Below are 26,102 nucleotides of genomic sequence, written 5' to 3' on the forward strand. Positions count from 1 at the left end.
TGTCAAGCTGCTGTTTTCGCCGTCCTGCTGGCTTCCGGAGTCTTCAGCGCCGCCCAGTGGCTTCCGCTGCTTTCTTCCGGAGGGGCGCGGCTTCTACCGCTTCGCCGCCCTCCCTGTCAACCGCCGCCTTCCGCTGACTCCCTCGACTCGTCCGCCCTTCCTTCCGGGCTTCTTCGTCGGGGGCGCGGCTTCTACCACCACCGCGTCTCCTGTCAACTCGCTGCGTTGACCGCCGTATTCCGTATTTTCTTACTGACTCGCTCGAAGTGCCTTCCGCGCCAGTGCGCGGGCTTCTTTGCGAGGGGCGCGGCTTCTATCACCGCCGCGTTCAGGGTCAACAAACTTCGTCGACTCTTTTCTTCCTGATCGTCTCCCGGGTGACGGGCACCGAGGCGGCGAGCAGGGGTCCACTTACTAACGCGCCGCTTCCTGCACGTCAATGGATCTTGATCGGGGCGGTGCCCTGACGCCCGCTCCCGCAGGTTCAGCGCACCTTCATGTGGGACAACCATGTGGGACAACCCAGGCACTGACGCAAGCCTTCCCCTGAAATATCATGGGCTTGCCGCTCGGGAAGTAACCTGCCCTCCAGGCCAGGTCCCACGGCTTCGGGTGTTTACGGCTTCTCGCGATGGTTCTTTTCGGGCCGCCATGACGTCCCGAAGAGCCAGTCCGCGAACGGGAACGAGATGTTGAAATTGTGGCGCTGCATCTTCGCAGGGTCGTGATGGGCCTCGTGGTGGCGGCGCAGCTGCCGCATCAGCGCGAGCCGGGCCACTGGGTGCTCGGGCGGCAGGTGGTGGCAGAAGTGCAGCCACTCGTACGCCAGGTAGTACCCGACCGCCGCGGCGACGAAGAGCCAGCCCACGTTCGGCGAGATGAGGACGAAGCACAGGGCGCCCAGTGGCGCGGCGATGGCTCCCAGGAAGAACAGCAGCAATACAGGGGGAAAGAGCACCATCTTCACGTCCCGAGCGGACTCGTAGGCCAGGGCGTCGTGGGTGAAGAAGCGGTGGTGCTGCTCGGTGTGACGCTGGAAGAGCAGGCCCAGCCCCCGCCTGCGGTGGTGCATGGGCCCTCGGTGCCCCAGGAACTCCACCACGTTGCCCAGCAGGAAGACCGCGGGCAGCGTCAGCCATTCCACGGGCCGGCCTCCCTCCATGAGAGACATGGCGCAGCCGATGACCGCCAGCGAGCCCACGCTCGTGAAGACGAAGTGGGCGCGCCCGGAGTAGCGGGGGCTCACGTGATTGCGCCGGTAGTCCTCGCGGAATCGCGCCACGCGCTCGGGGATGGAGCGCGCGCGTGGCCCTGGCGGCTTCAGCCATCCCGTCACCCTGACGAGCCCTTCTGGCGGGCCTTCACTTTCTGGAGCTTCTTCATCCGGTCCAGGATGAGCGTGCGCTTGAGGCTGGACAGGTGGTCCACGAAGACGTGCCCGTCGAGATGGTCGATTTCATGCTGCAGCACGTGCGCGAGCCGGCCTTCCGCCTCGAGTTCGTGCCATTCGGCTGACTTGTCCTGGTAGCGCACCTTCACCTTTTGGAAGCGCGGGCACTTCTCCCACTCGCTCGGGACGGACAGGCAGCCCTCTTCCATCGTCACCGGCTCCTTCTTCTCCAGAATCTGCGGATTGACGATTTCGAAGAAGGTGCCGTCCTCCCGTCCCACCAGCGCCACGCGGAGGGGCTCGCCGACCTGGTTGGCGGCGATGCCGATGCCTTCGGCTTCCTTCATGGACTCGGCCATCTGCTCCAAGAGCTTCTCGAGCGGAGGGCCGAAGTCAGTCACGGGCTTGGTGGACGAGGTGAGGACCTTATGGGGCCAGATGACGATGTCGCGAGCCATGGGCCGCAATCTGCCATGCACGCCCCCTCCGCGCCGCCCGATTCGGCAGGCCCACGGTCCACCGGTTCACACGACGGCCCTACCCCACCGGGACCTCACTGCGGCTCTGGCCACATGCACCCCAGGGGCGTTTCACCTTCCGAGCGGTGCCCTCCGGACAGTTGGCGCGTCTCCACTGGCAGGTCTGCTACACCTGTCCCATGCACCCGCACGCCCAACTCATCACCGACTTCTACTCAGCGTTCCAACGCCGGGACGCCCAGGCCATGGCCGCCTGCTACCACCCTGAGGTGGAGTTCTCTGACGCCGCCTTCGTCGGACTCCGTCGCCGGGAGCCCGGTGCCATGTGGCTCATGCTCTGCGAGCGCGGCAAGGACCTGGAGGTCACCTTCCGCGACGTGCAGGCCGATGACCACCAGGGCCGCGCCCACTGGGATGCGCACTACACGTTCAGCGGCACTGGCAGGAAGGTGCTCAACCGCATTGATGCCGAGTTCGAGTTCCGCGACGGGAAGATTGTCCGGCACCGCGACCACTTCGACTTCTGGACCTGGTCCCGCCAGGCGCTGGGCCCCACGGGGCTGGTGCTCGGGTGGACGCCCCTGTTGAAGAAGAAGGTCCAGGCGAAGGCTCGGAAGTCCCTGGACATCTTCATGCGCGAGCGTGGCATCCCCCAGGAGTGACGAGGACGCATGGCACCGCCCGATAGTGAGCGCCCGCCCGTCGTGGCGGCCCTGGACCTCTGGCTTTTGGAGGCCGCCATGGAGCTGCCCACGCCCCTGCACATGCTCGTGGAGCCGAACCCGCACATCGCGCTCAACATGGCGGACGACCCGCGGTTGTCTCGGGAGGAGCTGTGTGAGCGGCTGTCGCTGCTCGCCGAGCGCGGACTCATCCGCGTCCACATGCTTCCGGATGGACTGCAGGAGCTGTTCTCCCCCGAGGAGATTTCAAACGCCATGGATGCCCGGCAGTCCCGCACTCCCTTCGGCTACTCGCTCACGGAGGCCGGCGGCGCCGTCTGGGAGCACCACGCCAGGCCCGATTGGAGCCGGTTCGTCAACGCGGGGCAGGAGCCCTCCGCCGACGATGCCCAGGACGCCTGGGTCATCGAGGCCGCGAGCCTTGAAGCCGCGGACGCGGAGTTCCACTTCCATGAGTCACTCGGCGATGTGCATCAGCCGGTCAGCGAGTCGAAGCGCGGCGAGGTGCTGACGCCGTGGCAGGTGACGTATTGGAAGGCGCTGCCTCACGGATACCGGCTCCGCTATGTCACCGCGCCGCGCCCTCCCGACCCGGCTCGGAGCAGGGGCGTGCCTTCCCGACCACCTTGGTACACGCGCGTCTGGCTGTGACGCCGCGCCCGCGCGTTCACGGCGCCAATTCGGACGTCTCGAGGTGCTGGTACGTCAGCGGGCCCTTTCCCTCGCGGGCCAGTCTGGCCGTGCAGCGGACGTTGCCCCTCCAGTCCAGGAGCTGGAGTCCCAGCGTGCCGTCCTCGTGCAGGAGCAGTGAGCCATGGCCGTTGTTGCCCAGCTCAGGTCTCAGGTCCGCCCACTCGGGGAAGCGTGTATGCGACTCCAGGAAGCGCACGGGTGCTGGAGACTTCAGGCCCGGCGTCACGGCTCGCACCGGTAGACCCGCGTGCCCAAGGCTTCCTCCCAGGAATGGGAGCGCGGCGCTCCGGTCGAACAGTGCTCCGTAGGGCGTGGCACCCCAGAACCACAAATCGACCCGTGCGCGCTCGACCGCCAGCTCCCGGAGGTCTTCCAGCAAACCGGCGTGCGTCGGTTGTCCGTACCGATAGGGCGCATCGTGGCTCAGGAGGATGTTCGTCGCACCTCGCTGGCGGCCCTCCTCCAGCACCGACTCCAGCCAGCTCAGGAGCGCGGGCTCCTGGTGCCGTCCTGGCTCGAAGTACGCGGTGTCCAGACCGATGAGCTGGAAGCGCTCCGAGGCCAGGCAGAAGTAGCTCCCCTCCTGGACCTGCTTCGCTCGTGAGGCGCCTCGCCGCTCGTCCAGGTAGCAGTAGAAGGGGGTGCCCCCGGAGCGCATCTCCGGACCCGCGTTCAGCGTCATCAGCGTTGTCACTGGCAGCAGCGGCTCGAGCGGCTCGGCCACGTGCGCGTCGAATTCGCCCTGACGGCCCGCGTAGTACACGCCCCCCAGGTGCACCGCGTACTCCAGACGCTCGCCTCGCATGATGAGCTGACGGGCCACGTAACGCGCGGGGTACTCGCCCGTGCCAAAGCCGCCGAACAGCGCCACCTCCACCGGCCGTCCCGGCGCGGGCTCGCGGAGCGCGTAGCGGAAACGGTTGGCGTGATGCGCATCGTCGTGCCGACGGAACTCCGCCCGGCGCCAGCCGCCGTGGAGCCAGGCGCGACCGCTGAACAAAAGCCATCCGCGCAGGTCCGCCACCGGCTCGAAGCGAGTCCGCGCCGGGTCGATGGGGATTTCCTTCGTCATCAGCGGGAAGGTGAAGTCCGGCGGCAGCGCCACCGACGCCCGTGCCTGGAATGCCGGTTGCCTCAGGGCCTGGAGCGCGGCTTCGGGCTCGCGCAGGGACTGCTCCAGTTCCTGGAGCACGTGCACCAAGGCTCCCTCCGAAACAGGCGCGCCCAGGTCGTGGCGGATGAGGCCCAGGACTTCTTCCGGCTCGCGCAGGAAGCGCTCGCGCAGCGCGCCCAGTTCGTCCAGACCGAGCGGCGGCAACTCCAATCCGTCGGCGCTCGCGGCTCCGGACGTCCCCAGAGCCGCTGCCGCGGCTGAAGGAGCCCGGTACCCGAGTGCCGTGTAGAACTCCATCCGCTTGCGGTCCATGGGCGCATCATCGCCCGTTGGCCCGACGCGGGGAATGCCGCGCGCCGCGTCCCGTGGTTCCGGTCCGGCCGATTGGCGCCTACTCCCGCGCTTTCGCGGCGGCCGCGGCCTCCCGCGCTTCCTTCACCTTGCGCGCGTCTCGCTGGCGGCCATCACGGTAGGCGTAGAGCGTGTAATACGAACCCGTGGCGTAGCCCGGTAGCTTTCGGGGGTTGAAGACGCTGGTGCTCGACACCGTTCCACCCGCGAAGCCCTTGGGCACGTCCACCAGCCGCATCGCGCAGCCGGCCAGGACCAGCCCCGCCGCTGGCACGTCGTTGCTCACCAGCGTGCACGTGCCTCGCGCCGTGAAGCCCCCCTCCGGCAGGTTGTAGCGCATGTAGACATTCAGCTGCTGCCCGACGGGGAAGGCGTTGTCCGTCACCTGGACGCATGCCGTCGCCGTGCCCACGCGACGGCCTCCCCCGTCCACCACCTTGCCGTCCTTGGGATTGTGCTCCGGCACATACACGCTTCCGCCCAGCTTCACGTTCACCTCGAAGGGCGCCGCCGCGCACACCGCCGGGTCCGCGGGGCTCGCCGGGTCCTCCTGCGTGCGGAACTGCATCACCACCTCATTGGCCCCCGCCTGCGCCGACAGCAACAGGACACCCAGCATCCCCACCGCACCGCCGAGCCTTCGCGACATGGCGTACCTCCCTCCGGACCGTGAGGGGCTTTTCAGCCCACCGCTTGCTCCCCTTCGACGCGCCCCGCGCCAGGCGCTACTGCCACGACAGCGTGTATTCGGTGTCGAGCGGCCCCGTCTGGCGGCCGTGCACCTGGACCTGCTTGCCTCCCACCGCCTCGATGACGGCCTGGAGCGTGCCCTCGTGGTAGGCAGGCGGCATGAAGTCCCGCTTCATCGTGAAGACGCCGCTGGTGTCGCCCGTCCACTTCACCGCGCGCTCGCCGTAGCTGACCGCCGCGCGATAACCCGAGTGCAGGTTGCCCACGAGCCGCTTCGGACTGTCCGACGCCAGCAGCAACAGCGTCTTGCCCGCCGCCGAAGACAGGAAGTCCGTCGTGGCCACCACGCCCATGCGCCGCAGCGCTCCGTCGAAGCCGCCGTGCTCCGGGCCCATCATCTGCGCCGCCGTGAAGGACATCCGCAGGAAGGCGGACACCGGGTAGTTGAAGAAGTCGATGAAGCGCGTCTCGCCACTGGCCGCCAGACAGCGCTCCACCGCCGCGTCCCCGCCCATCGTGCGAACAGCGGACACCACGCCGTTGAAGAAGAGCCCGCGGGCCGTGTCGTCCTTCGTCGCCAGCGCCAAGCGTGCTTCCAACTCCTTGGCGATATTCGGATCCAACTTGTTCATTACAACCTCACGAGTTGCGCGCCGTAGTGGACGTTCGCGCCTACCGCTGCCACCACCACCAGGTCACCACTTCCCAGACGCACACGGCCGGCTTCCAGGTCCTCGGCCAGAAGGATGAGCATCCCCGCCGCGGACGTGTTGCCGTAGCGGTCCACGTTGCACGCCACCGCCTCACGCGGCAGCCCCGCCCGCTCCACGAAGGCGTCCATCACCCGCTTGTTCGGCTGGTGGAAGTAATACCGCTCCACCTTCGAACGGAGCTCCGGACGCGGACCGAGGACGGCGTCGAGGCACTTCTGCATGTACTCCGGATAGCTGCGCGCCACGCGGAAGCCATCCACCACGAAGGCCATGTCCGCCGGACGCATCCGCCCCGGCTGATAGGGCAGCTTCAACAGGCCGCCACCCTTGCGGATGACCAGGTCTCCGTACGCGTTGCCGGAGAAGGACGCCAGGATGCCCTCCGCCCCCGCCTCCCCCGGCTTCGACTGGAGCACCACCGCGCCCGCCCCGTCTCCGAAGACATACATGGAGAGGTAGCCCTGCAGCGTCTTTGAGCGGCCGGGCCCGGCCGGCAGCTCGTCCGTGTAGACCTCGCGGTTCACCAGCGGGGACGTGAAGGCAGAGGCCACCACCGCCACCGTGCGGAAGCGCCCTCCGTCCATCATCTTCTTCACCATGTCCAACACGTACGGCGTGCCACCGCAGCCGTCGTCCAGCACGAGCCCGAACGCGTCCTCGCGCATTTCCAGCCGCCGGTGCAACTCCATGGCGTCGTGGTTGAAGTGCGGCGCGTCCGGTGTACACGTCACCACGAAGAGCGCGTCCAGCGCCTTGGGGTCCACACCCGCCTGGGCCAGCGCCTTGCGGAGCGCCACCTCGCACATGTCCGTGTTGTTGGCCGGGTAGAGGTGCCCGTCATTCTCGGGCGGCGGAATCGCCCGGCCCGTGGCCTCGTCGATGTCCCAGAGGAAGCGGCGCTCGCGGATGCCGACCTTCTCCTCGATGCGCGCCGCCGGCCACCCCGGGATGGCCCTGGCGATTCGCTCGTTGCTCACCACGCGTGAAGGAACGAAGGCACCGGCTCCGACGACACAGACATTGGGTGTCATTTAATGGCCCCGTTCTTTCACAGTCTCACCACATGGGAGGTATTCCCTGGCGAACGGGATTGAGCAGGATTCAGGCCATATACGAAGTCGTTGAAACAACTGCCGCTGGCGAACGGGGCTCGCTCATCCGTGAATCACCTTCTGGCTGGATGCCCCATGAAGCCCCTGAGATTACTGGAGATTCTCGTTGCTTCACAAATGAAGCGGCAATCGTTGAGAATGAAGCGCTTCGCCACGAGACTTTCCTCTCAGTGACTGAGCATGTCACCCCAGGTGTCGCCAATGACTACGCTGCACAGTGAAAAGGGCGCATGCACGCGTGAGTATTTATAGACCCACACGACAGAGCTGGGCGCCGAGCCTCTCACTGGGAGTCTCTGGCTTGAAGCGGGGGGATGAGACGGCTGTGCTGAAATCAACACATCGGGAAGGCCGCCCACCCATGGGGGCGGCCACTCACCGACATGGGGTGGCTCAGAACGGGATGTTGTCGTCGTCGTTCGGCGGAGGGATGTCGTCGCCGCCGTAGCCACCGCCACCGCCCCGGCCGCCGCCGTAGCCCCCCTGGCTGCCGTAGCCGCCGTCATTGCCACCGTCCGCGTCGCCGCCCCGCTGCCGCGCGATTTCCGCTTCAATGGCGGCGAGCAGCTGGCGCTCCTTGTCGTGCCAGCGCGACTTGCTCGCGTCGTTCAGCGAGCGGCGGGCGCCGTTGGCGTAGAACTCCAGGTCGCCCATGCTGGCGCCGACAATGGGCCCGCCCTTGCTGCGGCCGTAGTTGGGGAAGACCATTCCATCCCCACCGCCACCACCGCTGCTCGCGGGCGCTGAACGCCGCGCCGCCGGGGCCGCCGCGTCCGGCGTGCCGCCAATGGACATCTCTCCCAGCGTCAGCGTGAAGCCCTCGCCGCTCTTGAACGCCGTGCCCACACGCACCTGCTCCACCCGCCCGTCGGGACGACGCACCGCCACGGTGACCGGATAACCTTGCTCGCTCATGCCGGGCCGAATCCCATCCCCGCCCCGTTACTGTCAACGGAGACTCGAAGGGGATGTCCGAGAACCGGCCGCTCGTCCGGTCTGCTCACCGCGCTCCCTGGATTCCACTGGAGCCGCTCGGGCCCAAAGGCCCGAGGGAGTCCGCGGAGCGCGGCGCTCGAATCAGAACAGCGAGCCCTGGGAGGAGGACCGGCCCTGCTTGCGCTTGCCGGCTCCAGCCTTCGCCTTGGCAGTCTTGACGTTGCGCCCACCCTTGGCCGCGGCCTTCTTCGCGGCCGGGGCCTTCTTGGCCACCGCCTTCTTCGCGGCGGCCGGGGCCTTCTTCGCGGCCGGGGCCTTCTTGGCCACCGACTTCTTCGCGGCGGCCGGGGCCTTCTGCGCCCGTGCGGTCTTCTTCACGCTCGCGGCCTTCCGACCCGCCGACTTCTTCGCGGCGGCCGGGGCCTTCTCCTCGGCGGGCGGCGGGGCCACCACCACGGGGGCGGCGACCCTCGCCGAGGCCTTCTTCCTGGCGCCACCCTCATGCAGCGCCTTGCTGGCGGCGCGCCCCCGAGGCAGCTTCACATCCGCCACCGATTGCGGAAGCGCGTCGTCCTTCCACGCCGACGGCCGGCGGTTGGTCCGCATCAGCAGCCGCAGCTTCTGGTAGTGCGCCGAGCAGTACCCCTTGGAACGGCTGGGCCGGTCGCAGCCGATGACGGCGCACGCCCGAATGCCTTCCTCCGCGCGCGCCTGGCTGGCCACCGGCTTCGCCGCCACCGGCCTGACGACGGCTGCGCGACCCTTCGGCGCCGCGACCGCCTGCTTGCGGCCTCCGCGCGTGGACGCGGGCAGTTCCGTGGGCGGCCTCACGCCCGCCATGGCGCCGAGGCGACTGGTCAGCGGCGCCAGCCGGTCCGTCACCGCGCGCAGCAACTCCAGGGCCTCCAGGCCTTCCTCCATGCGCCGGACCGCCTCCTGCAACGGGACCAACTGCGCATCGAGTTCGCGCCGGAAGATTTCGCCAAGAGCATTCGCAATGGACATTGCCCGGGAGAATACACGGGGCCCCGGGAAACCGGTGTGAAAACCTGTGCTTGGCTCGCACCAATCGTTGACCGGCGGGCGAAGGCATACATCCCGAGGGGTCGGCCTCTCCCGGGAGCGCGGCGGCTACCCCCGGGCGCTGACGGCGGACGGCGGCTCGGCCCGGGGGAGGGAGCGCTCCGGGAGCTCCGGTTGGAGCTCAGGCGGCCGGGTGACGGCGACCGTCCCGCAGGTGCGCACCGCCAGGGAGACGGCTCCCACGAGCAACAGTGCTGGAACAACCAGGTGCCCCATGGCGCCTCCTCGAAGCAGGTGACGGGCGTGCGTGCCGGCCAACCCCGCGGGTCCTCCCCCGCCTGGCTGCCTCCGCCCGAGACATACGAATGAGCTTGCCGTCCGGGTCTGACGTTTCCGGGAGCCCCGGGCAGGCGAGCCCCCCAGACAACGCGGCGGGTGTTAAAGGGATGGCGCATGAGCCAGGCGCCCACTCCCGTCCGCTTCAAAGGCACCGACACCTACCTGACCCACGAGAGCCTCCAGGCCGCGGTCAACTGCGCGCTGACCCTCCAGCGCCCCCTGCTGGTGAAGGGTGAGCCCGGCACCGGCAAGACGCTGCTGGCGGAGGCCATCGCCGAGGCCCTGGGGCACCGGCTCATCACCTGGCACGTGAAGAGCACCACCCGCGCGCAGGACGGCCTCTACGTCTACGACACCGTGCAGCGCCTGTATGACTCGCGCTTCAACGACGGGGATGTGCGCGACATCCGCAAGTACATCCGCCAGGGCCCGCTGGGCGAGGCCTTCTCCTCGCCCGAGCGCGTGGTGCTGCTCATCGACGAGGTGGACAAGGCGGACCTGGAGTTCCCCAATGACTTGCTCCACGAGCTGGACCGGATGCGCTTCCGCGTCACCGAGACGGGTGACGAGGTGGTGGCGAAGCACCGCCCCGTGGTGGTGATTACCTCCAACAACGAGAAGGAGCTGCCCGACGCCTTCCTGCGCCGGTGCGTGTTCCACTTCATCGACTTCCCGGACACGGAGCTGATGCGCCGCATCGTCGACGTGCACCACCCGGGCCTGGACAGCGCGCTGTCCGAGCAGGCGCTGAAGGTCTTCTACGAGCTGCGCAGCTTCACCCGCCTGCGCAAGAAGCCCTCCACCAGCGAGCTCATCGACTGGATTGCCGTGCTCAAGGCGCAGGGCGTCCACGACCTCAAGATGGACGAGCAGCTCCCCTTCCTGGGCGCGCTGCTGAAGAAGGAGCAGGACCTGGTCTCCGTGGCGGAGGCCTTCGGGCGCGGGCGCCGTCCCCGGGCCTGAAGAGGCGCTGCCATGTTCCTACCCTTCTTCTACGAGCTGCGCCGACGCGGGCTGAAGGTCGGCGCCCAGGAGGCGCTGGCCCTGGCCGGCGCGCTGCGAGCGGGCCTCCACGACAGCCACCTGGACGGCTTCTACCATGTGGCGCGGGCGCTGCTCGTGCACTCGGAGACGCAACTGGATGCGTTTGACCAGGCCTTCCTCGCCCACTTCCAGGGCGTGGAGACGGCGAGCCTGGAGCTGACGCAGGAGCTGCTCAACTGGCTGGAGGAGGCGCGCGAGCGGCCCGACCTGAACCCCGAGGAGCTCGCGCTGCTGGAGCAGCTGGACCCGGAGGAGATTCGCCGGCTCTTCGAAGAGCGTCTGAAGGAGCAGAAGGAGCGCCACGACGGCGGCAACCGCTGGGTTGGCACCGGCGGGACGTCTCCCTTTGGCAACAACGGCTTCGGCCGCGAGGGCATCCGGGTGGGCGGCGGCGCGGGCAACCGCCAGGGACGCGCGCTGATGCAGGCCGGGGCCCGGAGGTACGCGGGCTACCGCGACGACGTGGTGCTGGACACGCGGCAGATGGCGGTGGCGCTGCGCAAGCTGCGCGCCTTTGCTCGCGATGGCGCGCCGGACGAGCTGGACGTGGACGAGTCCATCGCCGCCACCGCGCGCAACGCGGGTGAGCTGGAGGTCGTGACCCGGCCGCCGCGCCGGCCCAACACGCGCGTGGTGCTGGCCATGGACGTGGGCGGCTCCATGGACCCGTACGCGGCGCTGGTGAGCCGGTTGTTCAGCGTGGCCAGCCAGGCGACGCACTTCAAGGAGCTGCGCACCTACTACTTCCACAACTGCGTCTACGGGAAGCTGTACGCCACGCCGCAGCTCACCGGCGGCATCACCGTGCCGGAGCTGGTGGCCCAGGTGGGGCGGCACCACAAGCTGGTCCTGGTGGGGGATGCCTCCATGGCGCCCTACGAGCTGTCCATCCGCACGGATGCGCAGGGACATTACAAGACAGACGGGCTGGAAGGGCTGACGTGGCTGATGCAGCTGGCGCAGCACTTCGAGCGCAACGTGTGGCTCAACCCGGAGCCCATGGGCACGTGGCGCACGGGGACCATCTCCGTGATTGCCCGCGTGTTCCCCATGTTCGCCCTGACGGTGGAGGGCCTGGGTGAAGCCGTCACGCACCTGACGCGGGGGCGCACCGTGAGGGGCGCGGCGGCGCGGCGCTGAGGCGTGTTCCTTGGGCGCGCGGGATTCATTCCCGTGCCCCCCAGGGCAGGAATTCCGGGGGCGCCCGTGGACTGGCGGACGGCCGGGCGAGCCGCAGCGCATTTGGTGCAGCACCTGGAGCGTCAGTTGCGGCATGGTGCGCGCACGCGAGCGGGACCGCGAGGACACCATGACAACCGACAAGCAGGACGTGCTGGCCATCAACACCATCCGCACCCTCGCCATGGATGCGGTGCAGCAGGCCCACTCGGGCCACCCGGGGGCTCCCATGTCCCTGGCCCCCGTGGCGTACCAGCTCTGGCAGCAGGAGCTCCGGTACGACCCGTCCCACCCCATCTGGCCGGACCGCGACAGGTTCATCCTGTCCAACGGCCACGCCTCCATGCTGCTGTACGCGCTGCTCCACCTGGCCGGAGTGAAGCGCGTCACGCGCGAGTACACCGTCGAGGACGCGCCCACCGTGTCGCTCGAGGACATCAAGAAGTTCCGGCAGCTCGACTCGGCCACCCCGGGCCACCCCGAGTACCGGTGGACCAGCGGCGTGGAGACGACCACCGGCCCCCTGGGCCAGGGCGTGTCCAACAGCGTGGGCATGGCCATGGCCAGCCGCTGGCTCGCCGGCTACTACAACCGCCCCGGCTTCGAGATGTTCGGCTACGATGTCTACGCCATCTGCGGCGACGGCGACCTGATGGAGGGCGTGGCGTCCGAGGCGGCGTCCATCGCCGGCCACCTCCAGCTGCCCAACCTGTGCTGGATTTACGACAGCAACCACATCTCCATCGACGGCAGCACCGACCTGGCCTTCACCGAGGACGTGGGCCGGCGCTTCGAGGCCTACGGCTGGCGCGTGCTGCGCGTGCCGGACGCCAACGACTTGAACGCCATGGGCGAGGCGCTGCGCACCTTCAAGACGGCGCGCGGCAAGCCCACGCTCATCATCGTCACCACCCAGATTGCCTACGGCGCGCCCAAGCTCCAGGGCTCCTCCAAGGCCCACGGCGAGCCGCTGGGCGATGAGGAAATCAAGGGCACCAAGCGCTTCTACGGCTGGCCCGAGGACGAGAAGTTCCTGGTGCCCGACGGCGTGCGCGAGCGCTTCCAGGAGCGCATGGGCGCCCGCGGCAAGCAGCTGCGCGCGGAGTGGGAGCAGACGTTCGCCGAGTACCGCAAGCAGTTCCCCGAGCTGGCCGACCAGCTGGAGCGCATGCAGCGCCGCGAGGCCCCCCAGGGCTGGGACGCGGAGCTGCCGACGTTCCCCGCCGACGCCAAGGGCCTGGCCACGCGCGACTCCAGCGGCAAGGTGCTCAACGCCATCGCCAAGCACTACCCGTGGCTGGTGGGCGGCTCGGCGGACCTCAACCCGTCCACGAAGACGTACATCACCGGCGCGGACCCGATGAAGCCGGGCGAGTTCGCCGGGCGCAACGTCCACTTTGGCGTGCGCGAGCACGCGATGGGCTCCATCGTCAACGGCCTGTGCCTGAGCAAGCTGCGCGGCTACGGCGCCACGTTCCTCATCTTCAGTGACTACGAGCGCCCCGCCATCCGCCTGTCCGCGCTGATGGAGCTGCCCGCCATCCACATCTTCACCCACGACTCCATTGGCGTGGGCGAGGACGGCCCCACGCACCAGCCGGTGGAGCAGCTGGCGTCGCTGCGCGCGATTCCCGGCACCATCGTGCTGCGCCCCGGTGACGCCAACGAGGTGGTCGAGTCGTGGCGGGTGATTGCCCAGCAGCGCAAGCACCCGGTGGTGCTGGTGCTCACGCGCCAGCCCGTGCCCACGCTGGACCGCAGCAAGTACGGCGCGGCGTCCGGCGTGGCCCGCGGCGGCTACGTGCTGTCCGAGGCGGAGGGTGGCAAGCCGGAGGTCATCCTCATCGGCACCGGCAGCGAGGTGTCGCTGTGCCTGGACACGCAGGAGAAGCTCCAGGCGGACGGAATCCCCGCGCGCGTGGTCAGCCTGCCGTCGTGGGAGCTGTTCGAGCAGCAGTCCCCGGAGTACCGGGACAGCGTGCTGCCTCCGTCCGTGCGCGCCCGCGTCGCGGTGGAGAAGGGCGCCGCCTTCGGCTGGGAGCGCTTCGTGGGACATGACGGCAACATCGTCGCCATGCGCAGCTTCGGCGCCTCCGCGCCCATCAAGGCGCTGCAGCAGAAGTTCGGCTTCACCGTGGACCACGTGGCCCAGCAGGCGAAGGACTCGCTGAAGAAGACGAAGACGCGGCCGTAGCCCGCGAAAAAGAAAGAGCCTCGGACCGTCCCCCAACGGTCCGAGGCCCTCGGGCCTTTTCGGCATCCAGGTGCTCGTCCTGGCGAACTCATGGCGCGGAGAGGCGCGACCCCCGTCGCATCCCAGCCCCCCGGCTGGGGTTCCCCCCGCGCCATGAGCCCATCAGGTCACTTCAACGTCGTTCCCGGCTGACTCGTGGGCGTGAGCGTTGCGTCCCCCCGGTCGCAGCCCGGTTCCCCCGAACCGGCGTGTCGCTCGCGCCTTCAAGTCCTCCAGGTCCGACTGGCTCGCTCGCCCGGGAGGTTCGCCCCCCAGCGCCTGGCCCCCCGGCCAGGCCCCCCGTGCTTCGAGCCCCGCTCCGTGCTGGAGCGTGATGTCCTGTCCTATTGCGCGGGGCGTGCCACACACCGGCTCCGGCGGGCCCACCTGAGCGCCCCAAGTCTTTTCAGTGGGTTATGAATTTGGATGCCCTTTTCACGGGGCCCTGCGGGGTGGTGACAACTGTCATCACTGGTGACAACCGTCATCACCGGGACGGCCCCAGGTGGTGACTCTTGTCACCGGTGGCCCCTCCCGCGCGCGGGCCTACAGCCCTCCGCGCAGCTCCAGCTCGCTCCACAGCGCGCCGTCGCGCTCCCGTAGCAGGAAGGTGAGGCGGCCCTGGTGGAAGCCTCGCACCGGCGCCTCCGGGTCCGGGAAACCGGGGGGCAGCTTCCAGTCCGCGGGCTGGAGGCCGCTCGCGGGGATGGGGCGCTCGCGGCGCAGCTCGCCCACCTCCGCGTCCGTGAGCGTCCGCACGCGGGCCCAGGGCAGCAGCTCGCGCCCGTGCAGCCACCCGCGTGGCTCCGGCCCCGGGTCCTCCCATGGGCCAATCGCCGTGCGCCGCAGGGTGGACAGGTGCGCCCCACAGCCCAGCGCGCGCCCCACGTCGCGGGCCAGCGAGCGCACGTAGTAACCCCCGCGGCAACTCAGCCACAGGCGGCTGGCGCGCGGCAGGTCATGGGACAGCCAGCGCGCCGCGTGCAAGTACACGCGCGAGGGCGGCAGCTCCACGACTTCTCCCCGGTGCGCCTTCCGGTAGGCGGGCTCGCCGCCCACCTTCTTCGCGCTGGTCGCCGGAGGCACCTGCTCCCGCCAGCCCACGAAGGACGCCAGCGCCGCGTCCAGGGCCTCGGGCGTCAGCGCCGCCGTGTCTGCCTGGAGGACGGGCCGACCGTGCAGGTCCCCCGTGTCCATCTCCGTCCCCCAGATGACCTCCGCCTCGTAGACCTTGGGCACGGCGTGCAGCAGCTCGAACAGGCGCGGCGCCTGCCCCACCAGCACCAGCAGCAGCCCTTCCGCGAAGGGGTCCAGCGTCCCGCCATGGCACACCGGTATCCGCTTGCCCGGCTGCGCGGCCTTCGCCTCCTCCATGAACCCCTGCACCACCGAGAAGCTCGTGGCGCCCACCGGCTTGTGGACCCGGTAGATGCCCGGACTCAGTTTCCCTCCCACCGCGACCCTCCTGTGGCCGCCCAGCCTACCCCGACCGGGAGCGCGGTGGCGGAAGGCCGCGCCCCTCCCCTTCAATGAATGGCAATTCATGCGGTGCGCCGTGGGCGCCTGCAAGGCCAGGACCACTCCCTTTCAAACACAAGCATCCGGCGCCCCGCCGGTCCTTTTCCATTCATCTGGCAATCATTTCAAACCAGGAACGGCCTGACAGGCGTATGCCTGCATAGGGCAAAGGACGGCCATCCCCGCAGTGCCTCGCATTCCCCCAGGAGGTGTCTCCATGACGTCCCCGCTTCGCTCGGGCTGGGCCCTGCTGTCCGCCCTGCCCCTGCTGCTGTCCGCCGCCACCGGCTGTGATGACGACCCGCCTCCCCCCGTCCCCGACGCGGGGCAGCAGCCCGCGGACGCCGGGACGGACGCGGGGCCCGAGGCGCCCTGGGACGGGGGCTACACCGTGCTGGACGACCCGGGTGACTGGATTGACCGGGGCTCCTTCTCCGAGTGCCGTTTCACCGTGGACAGCCCCAGCCTGGAGTCCTGCGCGGACCCGGCGAACTTCGACATGTCGTCGTGCAACGCGGACCAACTGGCCGCGCTGGAGCCGCACGGCATCTACCTGGCCGACATGAGAGCGGAGCGGCTGCTCGCGGACGGCGGTACGTCCGTCACGCCCGGCAGCGGCGGGTTCCAGCTCCATTCGGACGGCGGGCCGGACACGCTCAGCTCCGTGCCCCTCACCGCCCGGATGACGGATGGCGGCACCTTCTTCCTCTCCAGCAAGCGGACGCATCCCGTGCTCGGGGATAGGGTGGTGTCGATTGCTGGCTGCGAGACCCCCAAGCCTGGCTTCATCACCGGCTGCTACGTCACCTGCACGCAGTCCCCCCGGCTCACCACCCACAGCACGGGGACCTTCGAGGCCCAGCGCACGGGCCGGAGTGACGAGCCCGAGTCCTCCGGCGGCTTGCAGCTCGTCTCCGAGTCCGCAGTGGATTTGGGGACACCGGTGGACGTCTACGTCGCCCACGACCACGCCTACGTCGTGTCCGTCAACCGGTTCGACCGCTTCGGCGGGCTCACCGTCTTCGACGTGAGTGACCGGGCCCACCCCCTCTTCAAGGCGTCCATCAGCCTGCCCGGGGACTCCTACTGGAACGGCGTGTGGGCGAAGGACAACGCGCTGTACGTCGCCAGCGCGGACACCGGCGTCTCCGTCTTCGACATCTCCAACCCTGGCTCACCCGAGTTCGTCCAGAGCCTGCCCGGCAACGGCTACGCCAACGTGCACACCGTGCTGGTGGATGGAGACCGGCTGTATGCGTCGGACGTCAGCGACTTCGTGGGCAGCACCCGGGTCTACGACGTCAGCACCCCCCTGGCGCCCGTCCTCCAGCAGGTCGTCACCCTGCCCGAGGCGTTCTCCTCCGGGGGGCCCCATGACTTCTTCGCGTACGAAGGCCGCCTCTACATCAGCAACGCGTACAGCGGTTACTCCGTCGTGGACGTGTCCGATTTGGAGAACGTGAGCCACCTGGGCCAGTACTTCTACCCGGCGTTCGGCGGCTACTCGCACCACAGCGCGGTGGGCACCTTCGCGGGCCGCACCATCGCCTTCGAGGGTGGCGAGTTCCCGGCGTCGCACCTGCGCGTGCTGGACGTCACCGACCCGGCGAACATGGTGAAGATGGGCGAGTTCCGCATGCGGCCCGTCACCTCCATCCACAACATGATTCTCAAGGGGAACCGGCTGTTCATCGCCTGGTACCACGAAGGCCTGCGCGTGCTGGACGTGTCCAACCCCACCCAGCCCCGGCAGGTGGCGCACTTCAACACCTACCGGGAGAGCGACCCGCGCCGGCGGGAGGGCCCCTTCGAGGGGGCCTTCGGCGTGCGCGTGCCCGGCGACGGGCATGTCTACGTCGTGGATTCCTCGCGCGGGCTGCTCATCTTCAACGAGCCCTGAGCTGGCCAGGGGCGCCACTTTGCGGCGCTCGCGGTGACATCTATGCTGTGCGGAGGGCGCCCGCGGCAACGACGCGGGCACCTCCTTTTCCTCATCCAGAGGCCGCACCTCATGCCTGTTCGTGCCGCGCGCCCGTTGCTGGTGCTCGTCTGTGCCGTGTCGTTGTCAGCGTGTTCCTCTTCGGAGCCCACGCCACCGGCGCCCCCTCCCGAGCCGCCCGCCTATGACGGCCCCTGGGAGGCGCTTTCGGAGCGGGGGGAGTGGGAGGACCCCGGCGCCTTCGAGGCGTGCCCCGCCTTGAACTCCCAGGTCGCCTGCGGTGCGCCGGAGGCCATCGTCCTGCCGGGCTGCGACATGGGCTCGCTCGCGGGCCTGGAGCGGGAGGGCGCCATCTACCGCGCGGAGATTCGTTACGAGTTCCAGGGACAGTCCGGCGTCCAAGCGTCACCGGGGAGCGGCGGCTTTCAGTTCGATGGTGCCCGCCAGCCCGTGTCCGTCATGGGCCGCGCGCCCCATGGCTTCGCCTTGGACAGCGAGCGCTTCGTCCTCGCCACCGAGTACACGCGCCCCACCCAGGAGCAGGAGCGGCTCACCTTCGCGGGCTGCCGTGCCCAGGGACCCCGGCACCTCACCGGCTGCTTCCTGTGGTGCCGCAACGGCACGCTGCGCTACCGCGGCAGCTTCCGCGCCGAGCGCATGACGTGGCGGGCGGACGAGCCCGAGTCCGCCGGGCTGCAGCTCCTGTCCGAGTCCTTCGTGGAGCGGGGCCTGCCGGTGGACGTGTACGTCACGCACGGCCACGCCTACGTTGTGTCCATCAACGCGCCCGAGCGTCAGGGCGGCCTCACCGTCTTCGACGTGCGCGCCCCCCGCGCCCCCGTGCAGACCGCGTCCTTCCAGCTCCCCAGTGACGGGTATTGGAATGGCGTCTGGGCCCGGGACAACGCGCTCTATGTCGCCAGCGGGGATGCGGGGCTGCTCGTGTTCGACCTGGAGGACCCGGCGCGGCCCGCCTTCGTGCGCAACCACCCTGGAGGCTCCAGCCCCGTCGACGTGCACACCGTGTTCGTGGAGGGGACGCGGCTCTACGCCATGTCGCCCGGCCCCAACCAGGAGACGCTCATCTTCGACGTCAGCCAGCCGTTGGCGCCCCAGCTCCTCACCCGCTACGCACACGCTGGCGGCAACGGCTACCCGCACGACGCCTTCGCGTACAACGGGCGGCTCTACATCAACCACACCACCGACGGCTTCCTCATCGTCAGCCTGGATGGCGAGACACCGGAGCTCCTGGGCCGGTACGCCTACCCCTACGCCTACAGCCACGCCAACGCGGTGGGCACCTTCAATGGCCGCACCGTGGCCTTCGAAGGCGGCGAGACGCTGGGCGCCCACGTGCGCGTGCTGGACGTCACGCAGCCCGCCGCCATCACGAAGATTGGCGAGTACCGGCTGCGCGGCCTCACCTCCGTCCACAACATGGTGCTGGTGGGTCCGCGGCTCTATGTCGCGTACTACCACGAGGGCGTGCGCGTGCTGGACGTGTCCAACCCCGCCCAGCCTCGTGAGGTGGCGCACTTCAACACCTTCCGCGAATCAGACCCGCGCCGGTCCGACGGCATGTACGACGGCGCCATCGGCATGCGTGTTCCCGGTGACGGCCACGTCTACGTGGTGGACACGTCGCGCGGGCTGCTCATCCTCAACGAGCCGTAGCCGCTGCAAGTCCAGGGCCCCGAGGCGCCGGTGAGCACCTCCGGCGCACAGGGCCCGCGACTCCACCTTCACGGCGCAAGCATTCCCCGGAGCCCAACCCAGGTCCGCTCCCCGCTTCGTAGGCAAACAGCCGCCGCGCCCTTCCGGCCGGCGTGCTTCCCACGAGGTGCGATTTGCCGCTGTCCTCCGCTCCGACGTTCCGCGCGCTGCGCGTGGTCTCTACCCTCTGGGCCTGCGTGCTGGCCGGCTGTGACGACTCGCCGCGCCCCACGCCGGATGGCGGTGTGCCCTGGTGGGGGACGGCACGCACGCCTGCGAGACGCTGGATTCGTCCGGCTTCGACCTGTCGGCGTGTGATACTGCCGCGCTCGCGCAGGTGCCGCCCGTGGGCGTCTTCCAGGCGAGCCAGCGGGAGGAGCGGCTCCTGGCAGATGGCGGGACGCAGGCCGACTTCTCCGCCGTGGGCTTCATGCTCCGCGATGACGGCGGCACCAGCACGCTCGCCGGACAGGCGCTCGTCACCCAGGAGACGGTGGACGGCCGCTTCTTCCTCGCCATGCGCAGCACCACGCCCCCGATGAACACCTCCATCGCCCTCGCCGGCTGCCAGGCGCCTTCCGCCGGCGTCATCACCGGCTGCTTCGTGCGCTGCACCAACAACGCCCCTCGCCGCAAGGGCACCTTCGAGGCCCACCGCATGACGTGGCCCCAGGGAGCGCCCGAGTCCTCCGGCGGCCTCCAGCTGCGCGCGGAGGCCCACGTGGCCCTGGGCATGCCCGTGGACGTGTACGTGGCCAAAGCGCACGCCTACGTGGTCTCCGTCAACAAGCAGGGGAAGACCGGCGGGCTCACCGTCTTCGACGTGAGCGACCCGGCCCACCCCGTCTTCAAGACGTCCATCAGCATTCCCGGGGACTCCTACTGGAATGGCGTCTGGGCGCAGGGTGACGCGCTGTACGTCGCCAGCAGCGTCTCGGGCGTCATCGTCTTCGACATCACCCAGCCCGCGGAGCCCGCCTTCCTGCGCAGCCTGCCTTCGGGCCTGTACGGCGTGCACACCGTGCTGGTCCACGGTCAGCGGCTGTTCGCCACCGCCAACGAGGGCCGCACGGACATCTTCGACGTCAGCACGCCGCTGGCGCCGGTGGCGCTCCAGAGCATCGCCCTGCCCGAGGAATACTCAATCGGCGGGCCGCATGACCTCTTCGTGTACGAGGACCGCCTCTACATCAGCAATGCCCAGGGCGGCTACTCCATCATGGACATCTCCGACCTGGAGAACATCCGCCACCTGGGCCAGTACGCCTACCCGGACGTCTACTCCCACCACAGCGCGGTGGGCACCTTCGCGGGCCGCACCATCGCCTTCGAAGGCGGAGAGTTCGCGGCCTCACACCTGCGCGTGCTGGACGTCACCGACCCGGCGAACATCGTGAAGATTGGCGAGTACCGCAAGCGGCCCGTCACCTCCATCCACAACTTGATTCTCAAGGGCGACCGCCTCTACATCGCCTGGTACCAGGAGGGCCTGCGGGTGCTGGACGTGTCCAACCCCACGCGGCCGCGCGAGGTGGCGCACTACAACACCTTCCGGGAGACGGACCCCGGCCGCACGGACCACATCTTCCAGGGCGCCTTCGGCGTGCGGTTGCCCGGCGACGGACACATCTACGTCGCCGACGCGCCGCGCGGGCTGCTCATCTTCAACGAGCCATAGCCCCTGGGGCTCACGCCTCGATGCGGTTGCGGCCGTTCTCCTTCGCGCGCAGCAGCCGCGCGTCCGCGGTCCGCAGCAACGCCTCCACCGTGTCGCCGTCCCCCGGCGACACCGCGATGCCCGCGCTGAAGGTGACGTGGAAGGGCTCGCCGGTGTCGCCGTCGAAGGTCATGTCCGAAAGCTCCGCCGCGGTGCGGGCGAGGATTTCCGAGGCGCTGCCCGCGTCCTCCCCCAAGAGCCCCACCACGAACTCCTCGCCGCCCCAGCGGCCCCGCACGTCCTCGCGGCGGAAGCGCGCGCCGAGCAGCCGCCCCAACCACATCAACACGCGGTCTCCCGCCAGGTGGCCGTAGCGGTCATTCACATGCTTGAAGTGGTCCACGTCCAGGAAGCACAACGCCAGCGGCCTTCCCTGGCGCCGTGACTCGGCCAGCCGGGCGCGGAGCCCGTCCAGGAAGGGCCGGCGCAGCAGCAGGCCCGTCAGCCCGTCCCGCTCCGACCGCTCGCGCGACAGGCGCGTGCGCTCCAGCCGGGCCTGCACGCGCGCGCGCAGCTCCTCGCGCAGCACCGGCTTGGAGAGGTAGTCATCCGCCCCCGCCTGGAAGGCCGCCAGCCGGAACTCCAGCCCCAGGTGCGCGGTAATCAGCAGCACCGGCAGCTCCTGCCACTCCGGCGTGGAGCGCAGAATCCGGCACAGGTCGAAGCCGCTGGGCCCCGGCATCTGCACATCCAGCAGCAGCAGGTCCGGCCGGTGCTGCGCCAGCGCCTCCATCAGCCCGTGCGCGTCGTTCAGCCCCACCACCTCCATCTGGTCGCTGGCCAGGGACTGCGTCAGCGCGGCGATGGCATCCGGGTCGTCATCCACCACCATCACCCGCGCGCGCTCCGGGCGGCGCGCCGCCACCATGCGCTCGGCCGCGGCGGAGAAGTCCCGCGCGGTGAAGGGCCGTGGCAGGAAGAGGGACGCCCCCGCGTGCGCCGCCGCCACCCGCTCCTCCAGCACGCCCCTGGCACCGGTGACGGCCAGCGGCAGCACGGGCAGGCTCTCCTCCGCGCGCAGCGCATGCGCCACGGCCAGGCCGCCCAGTGGCCCCCCCAGGTCCAGGTGGACCAGCACGCCATCCACCCACTGCCTCCGCGCCACCTCACACGCCGCGTCCACCGTGCGCGCCGTCACCACGCCCACGCCCACCTGGCGCCCCATGTGCTCCGCTTCGGCCAGCAGCTTCGCGTCCTCGTCCACCACCAGCACCACGCCCCCGGAGGATTGCGGCGGCGCGGCGGCGGCGGGCTTCACCGGCACGGAGGCCGCAGCGGCCAGCGTGCGGAAGGCCGCGTCCAGCGCCGCCGCGTCCACGGGCGCCCCCGCCCGGGCCGGCAGCAGCACCGCCTCCAACTGGCCCGCCCGGATGCTCACCGCCGCGAAGCCGTAGCTGCCCGCGGTGCCGTGCAACTTGTGGACAACCGTGTAGGCCTCCTCCAGCGCCGCCGCGTCACCACCGCGCCCGCGGACGAGCAGCGCCTCCAGCGCCGCCACCTTCTCCTTCAACCGCGCGCCGTACGCCGCGTTGAGCGCCGCCAGGCTGGCGGCCAGGTCGTCCACCGCCACGTCCACTTCCTCCGCCTCCTCTAGCGCCTCGGGCGGCGGCGGAGGCGGCAGGGCGGGCGCGGGGAAGAGCTGGTTCACCCAGACGAGCAGCTCCTCCGGCTTGTAGGGCTTGTGGATGATGCGCACCACGCCCAGCTGCCGCGTCAGCAGCTCGTGGCTCTTCAAGTCCTTCCAGAAGGCGGAGGCGAAGAGGATGGGCAGCTTGGGCTGCGTCTTGCGCAGCTCGCGGATGAAGTCCGCGCCCGTCATCCCCGGCAGCAGGCCGTCCACGATGGCGGCGTCCACCGGCACGCGCGTCAGCACGGCCTGCGCCTCCGCCGCGCTGCGCGCGGGCTCCACGCGGTAGCCCTTCTCCCGCAGGAAGGTGCCCACCAGGGACTGCAAATCCTTGTCGTCCTCCAGGAACAGGAGCGTCCTGCTGCTCATGAGGGATGTGCCTTTCTCGCCAGCAGACCGTTGAGGAGGTCACGCACGGAGGAGACCAGCTCCTCTTCCGAGGCGCGCGACTTGGTGAAGTGCCGGGTGATGCCCAGGGTGAGCTGCCGCTCATCCATGCGCGTCAAATCCCGGCCCGTGAAGACGATGAGGGGCGTGGCGCGGCCCTTGCCCTGGCGGAGGATGTCGACGACCTCGAAGCCGTCCAGGCGCGGCAGGCCGACGTCCAGGACGATGAGGTCTGGCGTCGTCTCCCGCGCGAGCTCCACCGCGCTCTCGCCGTCCGCCGCCTCGAAGACCTGCACGCCCAGCCGCTCCAGTTGCGCGCACAGCGTGCGCCGGGTGGTGGCGTCGTCATCCACCACCAGCACGCGCGCCTGGCCCGGCTGCCGCGTGGCGTAGCGCAGCGACTTGAGCAGCCGCGACTCCTCCAGCGGCCGGGGCATCCAGTCCACCCAGTGCGGGACGCCCTCGGCTTCGTCCGAGCGGCCAGACAGCGCCAGCACGGGCAGCTCATGCGTGCGCGGCTGTTCGCGCAGGCGCCGCACCCAGTCCAGCGCGTGCCCTTCCGGGAGCTGCATGTCCACCACCAGCGCGTCCGGCAGAGCGGTGTCCAGGTGCCTCGCCGCCTCGATGAGGCTGGTGGCGCGCAGCACGCGGTAGCCTTCGTGTGAGAGGAGCCCGCCCAGCAGCGACGCCAGCTCCGAATCCGCGGTGGTCAGCAGCACCTCATGGTGGGACGTGTCCTCGGGGATGACGGGCGGCGGCGTGACGAACGCGGGCCGGGCCGACTCCAGCGTGAAGGTGAAGGTGGAGCCCCGGCCCTCCTCGCTCTCCACGGTGATGCCGCCGCCGTGCTGCTCCACGATGGCCTGCGAGATGGCCAGCCCCAGACCCGTGCCCCCCTTGGAGCGCGTGTCCGAGCTGTCCAACTGCTGAAAGCGGCCGAAGAGGCGCGCACGCTGCTCCTGGGAGATGCCGGGGCCCTGGTCCACCACACTGAAACGCACCCGCCCGCCCGCCTCTTCTCCCACGCGCACCGTCACCCCCGCGCCCCGCGGGGAGAACTTCACCGCGTTGGACACCAGGTTGGTGAGCACCTGCACCAGCCGGTCCCGGTCCGCCTTCACCTGCGGCGTGCCCGTCACCTCGGCGTGGAGCGATACCCCCGCGCCGTCCGCCATGCCCCGGACGCCCGCGAAGGTGGACTCCACCAGGTCCGCGCATTCCGGCGTGGAGCGCTTCAGCTCCAGCTTGCCTGCCTCCATCTTCTCCAGGTCGAGGATGTCGTTGATGAGGCGGATGAGGCGCTCGGTGTTGGTGCGGGCGATGCGCACCATGTCCAGCGCCGGGGGCGGAATATCGCCCACGATGCCGCCCTCCAGCAGGCCCAGGGAGCCGCGGATGGAGGTGAGCGGCGTGCGCAGCTCGTGGCTCACGGTGGAGATGAACTCGTTCTTCATCCGCTCCACCGCCTTGCGCTCGGTGATGTCGCGCACGAAGACGGTGTAGCGGGGCGGGCCTTCTCCGGGCACGCGGACGATGGTCAGCTCCGCGGGGAAGGTGCTGCCATCCCCCCGCAGGCAGGAGGACTCCAGCCGCGTGGCCTGCCCCGGCGCGGTGCTCCGCCCCGCGGCCAGCACCTTCTGGCGGGCACCGTCCGGCAACTCCGCGGGGAGCGCCACGGAGAGGAAGTCGCGGCCCACCACGTCCGCGGCGGCCACCTGGAAGGTCTTCCGCGCCGCGGGGTTCAGCTCCAGCAAGGCCCCGCCGCCGTCCAGCAGGAGGATGCCGTCCGGAGAGGCCTCCAGGATCGCCGCCTTGCGCGCCTCGCTGGCGCGCAGCCCGTCGTTCGCCGCCGACAAGGCCTTGGTGCGCTCGTCCACCCGCCGCTCCAGGTCCGTGTTGAGCGCGGCCAGGTCGGCGGTGGCGCGGGACAGCCGCACCATCACCACCAGCACGTAGGCCACCAGCGCCAACGAGACGAGGAAGAAGATGATGCGCGAGCGCTCGTTGCGCTCCTGCGTGCGCTCGTAGAGCTCCAGGTAGGTGTTGATGAGGCGGTCCGCCCGCGCGCTGACAGTGCCCTCCAGCAGGGCCTGGACGGCCGCGTCCGCCTCCTCCTTCGCGCCCCGCGCGTCCGCGGCGCGGGCCCGCTCCAGCAGCGCGGCGCTCTCCTCCAGCGCGCCGACGAACAGGTCCAGCGCCGCGTTCATCGTGCGCTGGTCCATGGCGGACAGGAAGGAAGGGAACCGCCGCAGCGCGTCCGCGCGGGCCCGCAGCGCGGCGAAGTCCTCCGGGTCCGCGCCGTGGAGCGTGCGCAGGCCCATGCGTTCGCGCAGCACGTCCATCTCCAGGTCGCCGCTGGCCATGCGCAGGTGCCGCAGCGCGCCGCGGTAGCGGTCATTGTCGGAGGTGGCCCAGGGACGGCCCATGGCGAACAGGCCGCACAGGAGCAGCAGCGCGCCCGCCGCCAACACACCCGAGCGACGGGAGAGGCGAAGCCCCTGACTCATCCTGGCACCAGCTTGCGAATCTCCTGGGGCAACGTCATCGGGTCGAAGGGTTTCCCGATGACGCCCAGCGCGCCCAACTCCAGATAGCGGGCGACCTCCTGCTTCTGGATTTTCGCCGTCATGAAGATGATGGGCGTGTGCGCCGTGGCCTCCTCGGCGCGCAGCCGGCCGAAGGTGGTGGGCCCGTCCATGCCCGGCATCATCACGTCCAGCAGGATGAGGTCGGGCTGCTCCGCGCGGGCCTTCTCCAGGGCCTCCGCGCCCGACGCGGCCAGCACCGTCTGCCATCCCCCCACGCGGCTGAGGCTGAGATTGCCGATGGTGCGGATGTCCTCTTCATCGTCAACGAGCATCACCTTGCGAAGGGTCGTCATGGCTGGAGCGGGACTGTACCAGGGCGGCGGTGCCCTGAAGCGGCCGAGGCAACGCCAGGGGTTGGCCCGGTGCCGGAGACGGATTGGGCCATGGCCTGACACTGCCCGAGGTGTGGATGGGGAGGCCGAGCAGGCGACATGAGGCGCGGTGGCAGGGAGGGGCGCACCTCGCCGTCTGGCGCCGCACGCACCGGTCGCGCCACCTCAAGTCCACGCCCAGACCTCCGTCGCCCACGCGCCCTTCCGCCCACCCCTGACGCAATCGTGCTAGGCGCGAAAGGCAATGCCCGCTTTCCGCATCGCGGCGTGTAGTTTTCCCAAGGCGTTCGGTCCCATCC

Annotated in this window: 21 protein-coding genes; 8 read left to right on the forward strand and 13 right to left on the reverse strand. The window is 69.8% G+C overall.

The window, feature by feature from the left end:
* Positions 1-616 precede the first annotated feature (616 nt).
* On the reverse strand, positions 617-1,336 hold the full coding sequence (locus KGD87_RS25825; protein WP_284663342.1) for a sterol desaturase family protein: 720 nt from the start codon (positions 1,334-1,336) through the stop codon (positions 617-619).
* Positions 1,333-1,848 (reverse strand): peptide deformylase, encoded by a 516-nt coding sequence (gene def, locus KGD87_RS25830; protein ID WP_284663343.1) that lies wholly within the window; start codon positions 1,846-1,848, stop codon positions 1,333-1,335. Before def ends, KGD87_RS25825 begins: the two co-directional genes overlap by 4 nt.
* Positions 1,849-2,048: 200 nt before the next feature.
* Between def and KGD87_RS25835 the strand changes: the two genes are divergently transcribed.
* On the forward strand, positions 2,049-2,531 hold the full coding sequence (locus tag KGD87_RS25835) for a nuclear transport factor 2 family protein (protein WP_284663344.1): 483 nt from the start codon (positions 2,049-2,051) through the stop codon (positions 2,529-2,531).
* Positions 2,532-2,540: 9 nt separating this feature from the next.
* On the forward strand, positions 2,541-3,203 hold the full coding sequence (locus tag KGD87_RS25840; RefSeq protein ID WP_284663346.1) for a hypothetical protein: 663 nt from the start codon (positions 2,541-2,543) through the stop codon (positions 3,201-3,203).
* 16 nt (positions 3,204-3,219) lie between these two features.
* On the opposite strand, the gene KGD87_RS25845 is transcribed toward KGD87_RS25840, so the two are convergent.
* The 7 genes from KGD87_RS25845 to KGD87_RS25875 form a co-directional block, all read right to left on the reverse strand.
* A complete protein-coding gene (locus KGD87_RS25845; protein ID WP_284663348.1) occupies positions 3,220-4,671 on the reverse strand; it encodes a hypothetical protein in 1,452 nt (483 codons plus the stop codon).
* 79 nt (positions 4,672-4,750) lie between these two features.
* Positions 4,751-5,359 (reverse strand): hypothetical protein, encoded by a 609-nt coding sequence (locus tag KGD87_RS25850; RefSeq protein WP_284663349.1) that lies wholly within the window; start codon positions 5,357-5,359, stop codon positions 4,751-4,753.
* A 76-nt stretch (positions 5,360-5,435) separates the two neighbouring features.
* Positions 5,436-6,032, reverse strand: a complete 597-nt coding sequence (locus tag KGD87_RS25855; protein ID WP_284663350.1) for a DUF2378 family protein — start codon at positions 6,030-6,032, stop codon at positions 5,436-5,438.
* A complete protein-coding gene (locus KGD87_RS25860) occupies positions 6,032-7,144 on the reverse strand; it encodes a 3-oxoacyl-ACP synthase III family protein (protein ID WP_284663351.1) in 1,113 nt (370 codons plus the stop codon). The genes KGD87_RS25855 and KGD87_RS25860 overlap by 1 nt, the downstream gene beginning before the upstream one ends.
* A gap of 474 nt (positions 7,145-7,618) precedes the next feature.
* Positions 7,619-8,140 carry a hypothetical protein gene (locus KGD87_RS25865; protein ID WP_284663352.1) on the reverse strand — a complete coding sequence of 174 codons (522 nt, stop codon included), beginning with the start codon at positions 8,138-8,140 and terminating at the stop codon, positions 7,619-7,621.
* A 162-nt stretch (positions 8,141-8,302) separates the two neighbouring features.
* The gene (locus tag KGD87_RS25870; protein WP_284663353.1) at positions 8,303-9,166 is read right to left on the reverse strand and encodes a cell wall protein; all 864 of its coding nucleotides are present in this window, start codon (positions 9,164-9,166) and stop codon (positions 8,303-8,305) included.
* A 126-nt stretch (positions 9,167-9,292) separates the two neighbouring features.
* Positions 9,293-9,460, reverse strand: coding sequence for a hypothetical protein (locus KGD87_RS25875; RefSeq protein WP_284663355.1), 168 nt, complete (start codon positions 9,458-9,460; stop codon positions 9,293-9,295).
* A 177-nt stretch (positions 9,461-9,637) separates the two neighbouring features.
* Between KGD87_RS25875 and KGD87_RS25880 the strand changes: the two genes are divergently transcribed.
* The 3 genes from KGD87_RS25880 (at position 9,638) to tkt (ending at position 13,940) form a co-directional block, all read left to right on the forward strand.
* Positions 9,638-10,486, forward strand: coding sequence for an AAA family ATPase (locus tag KGD87_RS25880; protein WP_176421253.1), 849 nt, complete (start codon positions 9,638-9,640; stop codon positions 10,484-10,486).
* Positions 10,487-10,498: 12 nt separating this feature from the next.
* Positions 10,499-11,707 (forward strand): vWA domain-containing protein, encoded by a 1,209-nt coding sequence (locus tag KGD87_RS25885; protein WP_284663358.1) that lies wholly within the window; start codon positions 10,499-10,501, stop codon positions 11,705-11,707.
* 169 nt (positions 11,708-11,876) lie between these two features.
* Positions 11,877-13,940, forward strand: coding sequence for a transketolase (tkt, locus tag KGD87_RS25890; protein ID WP_284663359.1), 2,064 nt, complete (start codon positions 11,877-11,879; stop codon positions 13,938-13,940).
* A gap of 585 nt (positions 13,941-14,525) precedes the next feature.
* Here tkt and truB read toward each other — a convergent pair.
* Positions 14,526-15,434 (reverse strand): tRNA pseudouridine(55) synthase TruB, encoded by a 909-nt coding sequence (truB, locus tag KGD87_RS25895; RefSeq protein ID WP_284663360.1) that lies wholly within the window; start codon positions 15,432-15,434, stop codon positions 14,526-14,528.
* Positions 15,435-15,714: 280 nt separating this feature from the next.
* Here truB and KGD87_RS25900 point away from each other — a divergent pair, with 280 nt between their 5' ends.
* From KGD87_RS25900 to KGD87_RS25910, 3 genes are all read left to right on the forward strand, one after another.
* Complete coding sequence (locus tag KGD87_RS25900) at positions 15,715-17,397, forward strand: LVIVD repeat-containing protein (protein ID WP_284663362.1); 1,683 nt, start codon at positions 15,715-15,717, stop codon at positions 17,395-17,397.
* A 111-nt stretch (positions 17,398-17,508) separates the two neighbouring features.
* Positions 17,509-19,113: an LVIVD repeat-containing protein gene (locus tag KGD87_RS25905; protein ID WP_284663364.1), complete on the forward strand. Its 1,605-nt coding sequence runs from the start codon at positions 17,509-17,511 to the stop codon at positions 19,111-19,113.
* 292 nt (positions 19,114-19,405) lie between these two features.
* Positions 19,406-20,830 (forward strand): LVIVD repeat-containing protein, encoded by a 1,425-nt coding sequence (locus tag KGD87_RS25910; protein WP_284663366.1) that lies wholly within the window; start codon positions 19,406-19,408, stop codon positions 20,828-20,830.
* Between the two features lie 10 nt (positions 20,831-20,840).
* Here the strand turns inward: KGD87_RS25910 and KGD87_RS25915 are convergent, their stop codons facing one another.
* From KGD87_RS25915 to KGD87_RS25925, 3 genes are read right to left on the reverse strand one after another with little or no spacing between them, the layout of a single operon-like run.
* Positions 20,841-22,865: a response regulator gene (locus KGD87_RS25915; RefSeq protein ID WP_284663368.1), complete on the reverse strand. Its 2,025-nt coding sequence runs from the start codon at positions 22,863-22,865 to the stop codon at positions 20,841-20,843.
* Positions 22,862-25,390, reverse strand: a complete 2,529-nt coding sequence (locus KGD87_RS25920; protein WP_284663369.1) for an ATP-binding response regulator — start codon at positions 25,388-25,390, stop codon at positions 22,862-22,864. The genes KGD87_RS25915 and KGD87_RS25920 overlap by 4 nt, the downstream gene beginning before the upstream one ends.
* The gene (locus KGD87_RS25925) at positions 25,387-25,764 is read right to left on the reverse strand and encodes a response regulator (RefSeq protein WP_176413195.1); all 378 of its coding nucleotides are present in this window, start codon (positions 25,762-25,764) and stop codon (positions 25,387-25,389) included. The genes KGD87_RS25920 and KGD87_RS25925 overlap by 4 nt, the downstream gene beginning before the upstream one ends.
* Between the last annotated feature and the right edge of the window lie 338 nt (positions 25,765-26,102).

This window comes from Myxococcus sp. SDU36, from assembly GCF_030168875.1.
GTDB classification, from domain to species: domain Bacteria; phylum Myxococcota; class Myxococcia; order Myxococcales; family Myxococcaceae; genus Myxococcus; species Myxococcus vastator.

Excerpts from the sequence above, each read along its gene's own strand:
- KGD87_RS25855 (WP_284663350.1), bottom strand. The coding sequence starts at position 6,032 with ATGAACAAGTTGGATCCGAATATCGCCAAGGAGTTGGAAGCACGCTTG.
- KGD87_RS25880 (WP_176421253.1), top strand. The coding sequence starts at position 9,638 with ATGAGCCAGGCGCCCACTCCCGTCCGCTTCAAAGGCACCGACACCTAC.
- KGD87_RS25905 (WP_284663364.1), top strand. The coding sequence starts at position 17,509 with ATGCCTGTTCGTGCCGCGCGCCCGTTGCTGGTGCTCGTCTGTGCCGTG.
- KGD87_RS25845 (WP_284663348.1), bottom strand. The coding sequence starts at position 4,671 with ATGGACCGCAAGCGGATGGAGTTCTACACGGCACTCGGGTACCGGGCT.
- tkt (WP_284663359.1), top strand. The coding sequence starts at position 11,877 with ATGACAACCGACAAGCAGGACGTGCTGGCCATCAACACCATCCGCACC.
- KGD87_RS25875 (WP_284663355.1), bottom strand. The coding sequence starts at position 9,460 with ATGGGGCACCTGGTTGTTCCAGCACTGTTGCTCGTGGGAGCCGTCTCC.
- KGD87_RS25925 (WP_176413195.1), bottom strand. The coding sequence starts at position 25,764 with ATGACGACCCTTCGCAAGGTGATGCTCGTTGACGATGAAGAGGACATC.
- def (WP_284663343.1), bottom strand. The coding sequence starts at position 1,848 with ATGGCTCGCGACATCGTCATCTGGCCCCATAAGGTCCTCACCTCGTCC.
- KGD87_RS25900 (WP_284663362.1), top strand. The coding sequence starts at position 15,715 with ATGACGTCCCCGCTTCGCTCGGGCTGGGCCCTGCTGTCCGCCCTGCCC.
- KGD87_RS25915 (WP_284663368.1), bottom strand. The coding sequence starts at position 22,865 with ATGAGCAGCAGGACGCTCCTGTTCCTGGAGGACGACAAGGATTTGCAG.
- KGD87_RS25865 (WP_284663352.1), bottom strand. The coding sequence starts at position 8,140 with ATGAGCGAGCAAGGTTATCCGGTCACCGTGGCGGTGCGTCGTCCCGAC.
- KGD87_RS25835 (WP_284663344.1), top strand. The coding sequence starts at position 2,049 with ATGCACCCGCACGCCCAACTCATCACCGACTTCTACTCAGCGTTCCAA.
- KGD87_RS25885 (WP_284663358.1), top strand. The coding sequence starts at position 10,499 with ATGTTCCTACCCTTCTTCTACGAGCTGCGCCGACGCGGGCTGAAGGTC.
- KGD87_RS25840 (WP_284663346.1), top strand. The coding sequence starts at position 2,541 with ATGGCACCGCCCGATAGTGAGCGCCCGCCCGTCGTGGCGGCCCTGGAC.
- KGD87_RS25920 (WP_284663369.1), bottom strand. The coding sequence starts at position 25,390 with ATGAGTCAGGGGCTTCGCCTCTCCCGTCGCTCGGGTGTGTTGGCGGCG.
- KGD87_RS25850 (WP_284663349.1), bottom strand. The coding sequence starts at position 5,359 with ATGTCGCGAAGGCTCGGCGGTGCGGTGGGGATGCTGGGTGTCCTGTTG.
- KGD87_RS25870 (WP_284663353.1), bottom strand. The coding sequence starts at position 9,166 with ATGTCCATTGCGAATGCTCTTGGCGAAATCTTCCGGCGCGAACTCGAT.
- KGD87_RS25860 (WP_284663351.1), bottom strand. The coding sequence starts at position 7,144 with ATGACACCCAATGTCTGTGTCGTCGGAGCCGGTGCCTTCGTTCCTTCA.